Raw genomic sequence first — 9442 nt, forward strand, 5'->3', positions numbered from 1 at the left:
CATTGTGGACACGTCCTTTTTCATTGTGATTTCATTATACTTCACTTAATGACTGTCCACTTTTAAGACTAACTTTAAAACTCCCCCTATGTATCTTTAAAATTGTCTATTTTTGATAAAGCCTACTAAGGAATAAGTATACTATGATTTCCAATTCATTTGTAAAAAATCTCCCAAAGTTAATAATTAATTAACAACTTGACGGCAAATAAAAAAGGCACCCAATTGAATGGATGCCTCACCTTGCATATATACTTTATTGATTTAGCGTCTGAAGCTGTGGAATTTCGGGCCCCAGTACGAATCGCTCAAGCTTCTGACTTCCGCTTTCGCACCGCCGGAGTGGACAAACTGGTTGTTTCCGATATAGATCCCGACGTGGGAGATGCCTGGACGGTATGTGTTGGCGAAGAAGACAAGGTCGCCGACTTTAGGTGATGTCACTTTATCCGTTTCAGCAAATTGCGTCAACGTCGTGCGTGTCAGGTTCTTGCCGTTTTTCTTGAAGACATATTGCGTGAATCCGCTGCAGTCAAAGCCGGCTGTAGTCGTGCCGCCGAATTTGTACGGGATGCCGCGAAGTGACATGGCAGTTGAAACGATGCCTGAGCTTGAAACGGAAGTGGAGGCCGCTGATACTTTAGAAGTCGAAGCGGACATCAATGTGCTCAAGATCCAGCCTGTTTTGCCGTTTACATTCACTTTATACCAGACTTGGCTGCCGTATTTCTTTTGGTGGGTGGCAGTCACTTTAGTGCCTTTTTTGGCTGTAAAGATGCGTTTATTGTGGACACCCGCATCAACGCGGACGTTGGAGTTGTATTTTAAGACGAACGTTCCGGATTTAGCAGTCGCTTTTGCAGCTGATACTTGCTGAACCTGTTCTGAAGATGGATTAAAAGTCGGTGTTGACGTTTGTGCGCTTGCTGCTGAAATCGTTCCAGAAAAGATCATCGTGCTCGCGAATAAAGTAAAGATAAGTTTTCTCATTATTATTCCCCAATCATATGTTTGATGTCCGTGTCTGGTTGTCGATGGGATATGATATCGATTTAAAGTTGATGTTAGTTTTTTGATCTGTTCTTACTATAATGAGCTGTGGGAATTAATACAACGTCAGTTCTATTGCAATAACATTACATTTATATTTCACGATAATTTGCAATTCACTCCGCGTCAGCAGCCGCTCTTACAACCGCCTCATACTAGCTTCCTTCGCCGCATTACCAATAACCCAGGAAGTTATACAAGAGGCGTTTGGGTGTAATATTACTATTACACGAAAGTACCGATTGGATATATGGAAAGCTTGTAAGAGTATAAAATCACTATATGCGAATAAAAAAGATCCTCTTATGAGGATCTTGCTGCAGTTTATGCAATAAATTAATGATGGAAAAACGATATTTCGCAAAACAGCTTCGCTTTCCTGGGGGCTTGCACTGAGCTAACTCAGACTCGTTCCACTTCGTCTGAGTGGATCTCAGCACTTCGCTCGAACCAGAGGTGGCCGGCCAACTCTGGTTCTAATCCCCTGGGAGTCTTCGCTGTTTTGCTTCATATCTTCTATCACTTTCTATATTGAATAATCTTTAAAGTTTGTTTCGAGTGAAGGAGTGGTTCCTAATTGTTAAAAATAATCAGAATGAAGTATCAGATGGCGACTCCTGCGGGATCCAGAGCGTGTCCTGAGACCCCGCAAGGAGCGAAGCGGATGAGGAGGCTCAGGCCGCTCCCCGCGGAAAGCGTCCATCTGAAACGTAATGATTATAGAAGCTAAACGTTACTTAACAAGAAAAAAGCCCTCACGCGAGGGCTCTTTAAAATCCTTAACTCAACTCACCATCAACAACAACTTGCTCACCTTCCAGCAATCCCTGAACACTCTCATAAATCCGTCTGCAATTATCCTGGTCCTGATACTTGATGATGCCGGAAATATCAATATCGAAATTCGCAAAGTCGTGCAGGATGCGGTCTTCGATGATGCTCACCAATTCTTCTTCATGGCTTGCAATCCCGCCGATGAACGTCTCGTCGATCGGACGGAGGATGCCGCGGCGGAAGAAGCGGTCCACGTCGAAATGGTAGAAGACGACTGGCTTATTGAGCAGCGTGAAGTCGAAGCTGACACTGCTGTAATCCGTAATCAGCAACGCGTGTCTGATCAGCAGACGCTGCACCGTCACAGAACCCAGCGGGATGAACTTGATCCGCTCATGCATATCGCGTATACCGTGCTGGAAATAGTTCTGCGCGCGGTAATGCGGGTAGAAATACAAATTGATATTATGCTCATCCAGCAAGCCCAATAATTTCTCGTTCTGGATCAGATTCGTATAGGCCAAATAATACTCACTGGCTAAAAAGGCTTCGTCCGTATTGATCCAGTCGCGCCAAGTCGGCATCAGCAGGATATCACGCGGTTCTTTATTCTGCACCAGACGGTCGAAACGGGCCAGACCTGTAACAGCGACTTCTTCGTCTGAATAACCCATCTCTTCCATAACAACAGCTTCTTTTTCCGGCTCCGAACTGACGATGAACAGGTCGAACGGCAGCTCGTAATTGCGCTTATGGTACTCGACGTTCTTACGGCCTAGCACACCGTGCTGGAGGAAGATCTTCTTCGTGTTCTCGTAGCCGAAAAAGCCGCTTGCCGGTTTATACGGCAGAATGTTTTCGATATCATGCGTACACAATAAAACACCTGCACGGAACGCCACTTCGAAATGCTCCGGGGAACCGAAGACGAGCACATTTTTCATGTGCTGAATCGGCTCGTAGTCGAGGCTGTCTTCTTCAATCACGTAATAGGCTTCGATATCCGTATTCTCCCGGAGCCAGTGGAACAGCACGATGCCGTTATCCTGTGCAGTATTACTGCGCTCGCCGACCAGCCAGACATTGGGGTCTTTGGCGGTAACGTCCGCTGGAATCCGGATATCCGCCGGTACGGTGAATGTTTCGATCTTCAGATTATCAAAAGGCGTCGTTGTGATCATGAAATGATGTTCATTTTGTTCATCATCACGCAGCACTTTATGGCTGTAGTAATTGTCTTTCCGGTAATCGGCTTTCAGGTACTTGATCTTTTCTTTGCGGATTACTTCGCCGCTGGCATTTTCAACGACGACGAAAAAGTCGAAGATTGTTTTGTGCTTACTTTTCAAGCCGATCAGATTCCAATCTTCCAGATCGATTGTAAACCTGTCCTGGATCGGCACCTGGCGCGATTCCAGCGACAGCCGGTCTTCTAGCAGGAGGTAGGCGGTCGAATCGATGAACTCATCCGTTGAGCCGATAAAGCCGTTTAAACGGAAGCCGTCGATATCATTGACTGCGCGGCGGAGTTTCGGCAGCGACACCTTCATGCCCAGCGATTTGTCTTTCCGTTTATAGAAATGCAGTTTCGTCTGCTGCGAATTGGTGATGACTTTAAACCGAACCGCAGTCTGCCTCAATTGATGGGTATCGAGCATAAACTGAGCTACTTTCGGCTGGTCGCTTTGCTGCAGGATAAAGAAGCGCTTCGCGAATAAAGACTCATGTAAATCAGCTAACGGAATAACCGCTTGCAGGGCGCCATCGATCATCTCTAAAGGATAAGTCGAATTTCGACCGCTTTTAGGCGTATCCATAAACAGTGCATAATGCGCTTCATCCATAATATCTTCCGCTGTAAGCGTTATGGCGATACGGAAATAGCGGTCCTCGAAATTGTCAATCTGGATGCGCTCCGGACGCACAAAGTTCGGATGGACTTCCAGATAGAAAGCTTTTCCGCGGCGCACCGGCCAAATTTCATTTCGCAGTGTCGTAAACGACTCGATTTCCTTGGCTTCAGCGCGCAGGGGGTGGAGCACTTCGTCAATTTCCATGAAGAGGCGCCAGATTCCGCGCGTCAACTCCAGGAAATCTTCGATGACCAAGAGGCCGGAGCTTTCATCATAAACGCCATTGAGGATTTTAAACTGCCGATTTTTAAAAGCGTACAGTTTCACTTCTGCGCCGTTCTCCAGATCAGCGTTTTTCCACTCCAGACATAATCTGTCATAACCCGAATCAGAAACGGCAACGGGTACTTCGCTGCCCGTGAAACGGAATTCGGAAAAGCGATTGCTGATTGTCAGCGTCTTTTTGACGCGCGTCGTCAAATACCGCTCGTTGACCATGAGGCTCTCGTTGAAATCGCCTTCTTTATAAGAAGCATGTTCCGTCAGCCACACAGACTGCTTGTTGATGAAAATCTTCACTTTGGCACCGGTCTCGATCCGGTCCAAATAGTTCAGCGGGATTAAGATTTTGAGCTTGTCGCGTTTGGTTAATTCGTACTCAACCGGAAGGTGCTCGTCGTTATTCCAAAACTCTGCATGGACCTTGCGGATTAACAGAAAATTGGTCAATCGAAACTCGAACACCAGGTGCGTGTCCGTCAAATAATGCTTTTCAGCTTCGACCCGTTTGATTATATAATTTCGCAGCTTTCTCAACGTTCTGGATCCTATCACAAATACCTCTCCCTATAACCATTTTGCTCAGTCGTAAATTCATATTACTTACTATAAACCAAAAGCGCTGAAATCAAAAAGGTTTCCATCAATAAAAATGGAAGAATTCAGCAGTGGCGCGGTTTCCAATTAATCACCAGACAATTCGGTATCAATTATAGTACACTAAATCAAAAATCTATTTAATTTATATGCTAAAAAGACTAGTCAAATAGACTATAAGACGTTATACTTAATTCAAGAGATAGGAAAAGGACCTAATGCCCATACTCAAAAATAACCAGAAAGCGGGATGAGAATTATGCACCCCTACCAGGAGTACATAGAAAAATTGGAAAATGAATATAATAAAACTATAAAAGACGTTATTTATGAGTACTATATTGTCAGGGACGAAGGACCTTCTGTCACAGCAAGAGAGCTGGACATCCCGCGCAGAGCCGTGCTGCACTTCATCTATGAATACAATCTGCGTCCTCTGAAGCACAAGAATATTAAAAAAAAAGTAATGACCACGTATAACAATCTGCGCGCGGCGCAATAAGATGCCAAAACTGCCCAAAGTCATGGAAGAAGACTGGGGCAGTTTTTGTTTGAACAAAAATAAAAAAATGCAGGAGCTCTAGCGAGCTTCCTGCAGTCCCAAACTTACATATTCAAATGATCTTTCAATGTCGACTTGATCTCAGCCAACTCATTTTCATCCATCATGTAATACCAAATGCCATCAATCGTTTCACCGTAACCATCTTCTACGATGATCTGGTCAACCTGTCCGACAGCGTCGCGGTAATTTTTCTGAACTTCCATCATTTCGCTGAATTCCATATTCGTCCGGACGTTATTACCTAAAGCCGTAAAGATGTCTTTATAGTTCACCAGGCTGTTTACCGATGCACCTTCACGCATGATTCCTTGAATCACTTGTTTCTGGCGATCCTGGCGGCCGAAATCTCCGCGCGGATCTTCTTTACGCATACGGACATAGCCTAAAGCTTCATCGCCGTTCAAGTGGATCTCACCAGCCGAATAGCCATCAAATGCCATCGGGCTGTTCACAGTTACGCCGTCAACGGCATCAACGATATCTTTAAAGCCTTCCATATTAACCTGTACGACATAATCGATTGGGATCTCAAGAAGATTCTCAACTGTTGCCATCGACATTTCGATACCGCCGAATGCATAAGCGTGGTTGATTTTATCCATGGTGCCGCGTCCAATGATCTCTGTATAGGTATCACGCGGAATCGAAACCATCTTCGTCGTCTTGTCTTCCGGATTGACCGTCAACACGACCATTGTATCCGAACGGCCGCGATCTCCTTCGCGTTCATCCACTCCAAGGAGCAGGACAGAGAAGGGGTCTTTCTCATCCAATTTCACTTCATCGACGCGCATATCCGAAACAGGGCGGTCAAGCGGTTCGTGAATTTCGTCCATCGTGTTAGTGAAGCTGTTATAAATACTGAACAGGTAAATCCCGACACCGATGACGATCAGTCCCAATATCCCGACGATCCACGGCCATTTTTTCTTCTTAGCCTTTTGTTGGCTTCTTCTCATGTTGTTTGTCCTCCGTTAGCTGCCGGTGAAATAAGCGATTAAAGCATCTGCCCACGCAGCGGCACCTCTATTATTGGGGTTGCTGTCTTCTGTTAAATAATCCTTTAACGTCAAATCTTCAGTAGAAGGCCATTGTTCCCAATGATTGATATACGCATAATCGCGCATCTCAGCAAATTGTTCCAAAGCATTTACCTGCGTCTGGTAGAATTGCGCGCCGTAAATCGGCTGCGGTGGATGCAAGACCAGTTCAGCGTCGCTTTCAGCACTCAAAATCTCTCCAAACACGTTCTGGATATGCACATGTTCCGTCTCGATTTCCACTCGTCCGTTATTCTTCAGCGTAAAAGGCTCCATCAATACGACGTCATAGCCTGATGAAAGATCCGGTCCGCTCATCAAAAACTCTTCAGACGTTCCATCGAAAGACATGACATCCGTTTCAACAAAATCGGCGTAGGAACTTTCCAACGCATCAGTCAGTAACGAAGCATAACCTGGTTCACCGTCGTTCATCGCTTCAGAGCCGATGATCAAAAATTGAACCTTCTCGCCTTGTTCTTTCCTATTTAAGAACACTTCCTGAACTTGCGGGTCCATCGAAGCAGTCAGGCTTTCCAAGTCGATATCAGCCGTTTCTTCAGATACCGCTTCAACGTCTTCTTCAGTTTCTTCCACTGGAGCGGCTGCAATTGCCTGTTCGGCAGGTTTGCCGGCAGAAGCCAGTTTCTCTTTCCAGGATGCATAACTAAAAATCAAGATTATTCCACATAACAGTATAGATAGTCCAATGCTGAGTTTTTTCAAAACAATGAATGCTCCTTCCCCAATACACTATATATAAAACTAAAGATAGCATAAATCCGTCTATTAGCCTAGAAATCTTTTATAATTTTGAAGTTAACATAGTCACGGATTATGCTATACTAGCATAAGTTGTTTAAAAAAGACCTTAAAGGAGCTACCACCTAAATGGAAGAAACTATCAGTTTACAGGATCTCTTCAAGACGATCCGCAAGCGTCTCGGCCTTATTGCGCTGCTGACAATCCTGGCAATCACGATCGCCGGAGTCATCTCATTCCTTGTCCTGACGCCTGTCTACCAGACTTCGACAGAAATCCTCGTCAACCAGAGCCCATCTGAAACCGGCCAATTGACGAACCAGAATATCCAAACCGACTTGCAATTGATCAATACATATTCAGGGATTATCAAAAGCCCGGCAATTCTCGATCAAGTAGTTGAAGAAATGAACTTGGATATGACAACAGATCAGCTGACTAGTAAAATTACCGTCAGCAACGCCGATCAATCACAAATAGTTAATATTACTGTGCAGGACGAAGACCCGGCGATGGCTGTGGAAATTGCCAACACAACGGCTTCAGTATTTGAAAACGACATCCAGGAATTGATGAATGTCGATAACGTTACCATTCTTTCACCAGCAGTATTGAAAGAAAATCCTTCACCGGTAGCACCGAACCCGATGCTGAACATGGCAATCGCGGCAGTAGTGGGATTGATGCTTGGAGTGGGAATTGCATTCCTTATGGAATATTTGGATACAACAATGAAAGATCAGCAAGATATAGAAGACGTTCTTGGTTTGCCGTTACTCGGAGTCGTTTCACCGATTGTCGAAAAAGCGGAACTTGGACCTGATAACAAAACGACATCAAGAAGAAGGGCGGGGTAAGAGATGGCCAGAAAGAAAAAAGTTCTCCAGCAAACAGCACGTAAACTCATCGCATACACGACACCCCGTTCATATGTAGCTGAACAATTCCGTACGTTGCGCACAAACATCACGTTCTCATCACCGGATGCAGACATTCGCACGATGGTCGTCACATCAGCAGCACCGTCAGAAGGGAAGTCGACAACGTCGGCGAACCTGGCAGTGGTATTCGCACAGGAAGGCAAGAAAGTTCTTCTGGTCGACGGCGACATGCGGAAACCGACAACCCATTACACATTCCATACAGGGAATACAACGGGGTTATCAAGTGTCTTAACAAGACAGACAACAGCAGAAGAAGCGATCCGTCCAACTGCGGTGGAACGTTTGGACTTACTAACGTGTGGACCGATTCCACCGAACCCGGCAGAATTGCTGTCGTCCAAATCGATGGATGCATTAATTCGCCAATTGACAGGCATGTATGATCTGGTCATCTTTGATGCACCACCAGTTCTATCTGTTACAGATGGTCAAATCCTTTCCAATAAATGCGAAGGAACAATCCTGGTCATCAACTCAGGCGGTACAGAAAAGGAAATGGCATTAAAAGCGAAAGAAGCGATTGAATCTTCGAATAGCCGGATAATCGGTGCTGTGTTAAACAACTTCGAACTTCCAAAAGACAGCAGCTATTATCAATATTACGGCGCAACGGAGTAAAAAGAGGCGACTCTTTTTACTCTTTCTTTTGGAATGAGACATGTAATATTTGGTAAAAAAATTTACGATCAAAATTTAAAAAAACTACAGTATATATAGAAGAAACTTAAAATAACTTCTCTATTTACGGCCGACTAAGGAGGAACACCGAGTGATCGATACGCACGCTCATATACTTTCAGGACTGGATGATGGCGCACAGAACATGGATGAAACAAAGGCTTTGCTGCAAAAAGCTGTGGATGAACAGCTTACCGGCATTATAGCGACTCCTCACGCATTCCACCCAAACTTCAAAACGGATTTGGATAAGCTAAAATCACAGTTGGAAACTACCCAGAATTACATTACTGAACAAAATATCCCACTTAAAATCTACAGCGGTCAGGAATGTCGCTTAACAGAAAAATTGCCTGATCTACTTGACGAAGGCAAAGCATTGACAATGGCTGAATCGCGTTATGTATTACTTGAATTGCCTTCTTCAGGAGTGCCAGGCTACACCGTTCCAATCATCCAACAATTGATCACCCGCAATTATGTACCGGTCATTGCGCATGTCGAACGCAACCAGGGCATCATCGAGAAACCGGAACGACTGAATCGTCTATTGCTTCACGGCGCAATGGCGCAAGTGACGGCTGGTTCTGTATCAGGCCATTTTGGTAAAGCGATTCAAAAAACAGCTTTTGATCTGATCGAAGCAAATCTTGTCCATGTCTATGGATCAGATGTACACAGCATTGATCAACGGCCATTCCATTTCAACGCTGGCTTGGATTTACTGGAGAAAAAGAACTTACATGAATTTGTCGATATCTTCCTTGAAAACAACGATCGAATCCTGCTCAATGAAAATCTTCATGTGCTGGAGCCGCAAACTAAAGTTAGTCTTAAAAGTGGACAGTCATTAAGTGAAGTATAATGAAATCACAATGAAAAAGGACGTGTCCACAATG

8 protein-coding genes are annotated in these 9442 nt (G+C 44.7%); 4 read left to right on the plus strand and 4 right to left on the minus strand.

Annotated elements, in window-relative coordinates; translation table 11 throughout:
• Window positions 1–264: 264 nt before the first annotated feature.
• Together D2910_RS16555 and D2910_RS16560 are read right to left on the minus strand one after the other, a co-directional pair.
• Window positions 265–990 carry a C40 family peptidase gene (locus tag D2910_RS16555; protein ID WP_117314279.1) on the minus strand — a complete coding sequence of 242 codons (726 nt, stop codon included), beginning with the start codon at window positions 988–990 and terminating at the stop codon, window positions 265–267.
• Between the two features lie 839 nt (window positions 991–1829).
• Window positions 1830–4511, minus strand: a complete 2682-nt coding sequence (locus D2910_RS16560; protein ID WP_117314280.1) for a CDP-glycerol glycerophosphotransferase family protein — start codon at window positions 4509–4511, stop codon at window positions 1830–1832.
• A gap of 331 nt (window positions 4512–4842) precedes the next feature.
• On the opposite strand from D2910_RS16560, the gene D2910_RS16565 reads away from it, so the two are divergent.
• Window positions 4843–5055 (plus strand): hypothetical protein, encoded by a 213-nt coding sequence (locus D2910_RS16565; protein WP_165850209.1) that lies wholly within the window; start codon window positions 4843–4845, stop codon window positions 5053–5055.
• Window positions 5056–5159: 104 nt separating this feature from the next.
• On the opposite strand, the gene D2910_RS16570 is transcribed toward D2910_RS16565, so the two are convergent.
• Window positions 5160–6077, minus strand: a complete 918-nt coding sequence (locus D2910_RS16570; protein ID WP_117314281.1) for an LCP family glycopolymer transferase — start codon at window positions 6075–6077, stop codon at window positions 5160–5162.
• 15 nt (window positions 6078–6092) lie between these two features.
• Window positions 6093–6836: an SGNH/GDSL hydrolase family protein gene (locus D2910_RS16575; protein WP_117314282.1), complete on the minus strand. Its 744-nt coding sequence runs from the start codon at window positions 6834–6836 to the stop codon at window positions 6093–6095.
• 213 nt (window positions 6837–7049) lie between these two features.
• Between D2910_RS16575 and D2910_RS16580 the strand changes: the two genes are divergently transcribed.
• From D2910_RS16580 to D2910_RS16590, 3 genes are all read left to right on the plus strand, one after another.
• Window positions 7050–7778 (plus strand): YveK family protein, encoded by a 729-nt coding sequence (locus tag D2910_RS16580; protein ID WP_117314283.1) that lies wholly within the window; start codon window positions 7050–7052, stop codon window positions 7776–7778.
• A gap of 3 nt (window positions 7779–7781) precedes the next feature.
• Window positions 7782–8483, plus strand: coding sequence for a CpsD/CapB family tyrosine-protein kinase (locus D2910_RS16585; RefSeq protein WP_084244360.1), 702 nt, complete (start codon window positions 7782–7784; stop codon window positions 8481–8483).
• 151 nt (window positions 8484–8634) lie between these two features.
• Entirely contained in the window at window positions 8635–9408 is a 774-nt protein-coding gene (locus tag D2910_RS16590) for a tyrosine-protein phosphatase (RefSeq protein WP_117314284.1), read from the plus strand.
• Window positions 9409–9442 lie beyond the last annotated feature (34 nt).

Origin of the sequence: Planomicrobium okeanokoites (assembly GCF_003428875.1) — a bacterium.
Taxonomy (GTDB): Bacteria; Bacillota; Bacilli; order Bacillales_A; family Planococcaceae; genus Planococcus; species Planococcus okeanokoites.